The organism is Kistimonas scapharcae (assembly GCF_039540975.1).
GTDB classification, from domain to species: Bacteria; Pseudomonadota; Gammaproteobacteria; order Pseudomonadales; family Endozoicomonadaceae; genus Kistimonas; species Kistimonas scapharcae.
In genome coordinates this window covers 1-1,246 of record NZ_BAABFL010000055.1, presented here as the reverse complement: position 1 = coordinate 1,246, position 1,246 = coordinate 1, and the positions used below count along the sequence as shown (strand labels likewise).

The window sequence follows — 1,246 nt, the reverse complement described above, 5'->3', positions numbered from 1 at the left end:
GAGAGAGACTGCCCCGAGAGCTTTGATCGCCAGTCCCGGCTGAAACAACACCTGGTTAGCAAACACAAAAAAGAGGGCGCTTTGAAGCGCAAGGTGAATTCAGGTTTACCGACAACGTTTCAACCATCTGCAAAAAGAGCAAAGCCTGCGCTTCCCGCCGCAGCTGGCTCCGAAGAACAGCTTAGGGAAATGATGCAACAACAGGCAGAGTCATCTTCTTCGTCGGATCAGTAGTTGTCAGTCTTCAACAATCCGGTAAATCCGGTCTTTACCTTCGGGCTTGTCCGATGAGATATTCAGACCCAGTCGTTTTTTGAGGGTGCCTGCCAGGGTTCCCCGTACCGTATGTTGTTGCCAGCCGGTGGCATGCATTATTTCAGCAATGGTGGCACCCTCGGTTCGGCTCAGTAGCTCTACCAATGTATGGAGCTTGGTACCGGGACGGGTAACCGGCTTCTTCTTATCGGCTTCTGGCTGTTCAACCCCGATGGCCTGTCGCCCCTCTGGCGTCAGCGAATAATTGATCCAGTTTTTGCAGGGTTTTGCTCTCAAAAGGCCCCGGTTGATGAGGCTTTCGAGCACTTTTTTCCGGGCACCACCGCGCAGCGGGATGTCCTGGGCAGTTAAGTGACCATTGCCGTGGATCAGTTGCAGGGTATTGGTTTGGGTGTCGGTCAGTTTCATGGCGTCTCTCCTTGTTGCCGTGATGAATCGGGCCAGTTGGCCAGTGCGTCATCCAGGTCCTCTGCCAGGCGTGCGAGGGTGCCCACATGGCACCAGTCGCATTCCTCCGGCGAGGGCAGGGTGAAGTGGTTAACCCGCAGATCAATCAGTTTGGCTACGAGCGCGTCAATACGGTGCAGGTGCATCAGCAGGGCTTCTTCGATGGCATCTTGCCGGTTCATGGTGCTTGTCCTGTCCGGGTANTGCCGGGCGCTGTCGGGCTATGGCGGGAGGCATGGGACCCTATGGCGTTGGTTTCACAATCGGAATTTGCCCGGCGCAATGGCTGGTCCCGGCAGTATGTCAGCAAACTGGTGCGCCAGGGGCGGATAACGCTTGAAAATGGCAAGGTTAACGAAACGGTCGCACTGCAGGCGCTGAAGGCCGACGGTGAGCCTTCAACCGTACTTAGGCAAACGGCCCCGGCAAAGCCCATGCAGCCGCCTGTTACGGCCCCGGTGCCGACAGAGGGGCGCTCGGCGGTTGACTATCTTACCGCCCGTACCATGCGTGAGGCCTATCG

General features: G+C 56.9%; 4 protein-coding genes. 2 read left to right on the top strand and 2 right to left on the bottom strand.

Going from position 1 to position 1,246, the window contains the following annotated elements:
• Nucleotides 1-234, top strand: a 234-nt coding sequence (locus tag ABD892_RS03040; RefSeq protein ID WP_345193719.1) for a hypothetical protein, incomplete at its 5' end; no start/stop codon positions are given.
• Nucleotides 235-237: 3 nt separating this feature from the next.
• On the opposite strand, the gene ABD892_RS03035 is transcribed toward ABD892_RS03040, so the two are convergent.
• Together ABD892_RS03035 and ABD892_RS03030 are read right to left on the bottom strand one after the other, a co-directional pair.
• On the bottom strand, nt 238-684 hold the full coding sequence (locus tag ABD892_RS03035) for a DUF3489 domain-containing protein (protein WP_345193717.1): 447 nt from the start codon (nt 682-684) through the stop codon (nt 238-240).
• Entirely contained in the window at nt 681-905 is a 225-nt protein-coding gene (locus ABD892_RS03030; protein WP_345192827.1) for a hypothetical protein, read from the bottom strand. The genes ABD892_RS03035 and ABD892_RS03030 overlap by 4 nt, the downstream gene beginning before the upstream one ends.
• A 63-nt stretch (nt 906-968) precedes the next feature.
• Between ABD892_RS03030 and ABD892_RS03025 the strand changes: the two genes are divergently transcribed.
• On the top strand, nt 969-1,246 hold a 278-nt coding region (locus ABD892_RS03025; RefSeq protein ID WP_345193715.1), incomplete at its 3' end, for a hypothetical protein.

Bases quoted from the DNA above. Each gene is read 5' to 3' on its own strand.
- ABD892_RS03035 (WP_345193717.1), bottom strand. From the start codon at position 684: ATGAAACTGACCGACACCCAAACCAATACCCTGCAACTGATCCACGGC.
- ABD892_RS03030 (WP_345192827.1), bottom strand. From the start codon at position 905: ATGAACCGGCAAGATGCCATCGAAGAAGCCCTGCTGATGCACCTGCAC.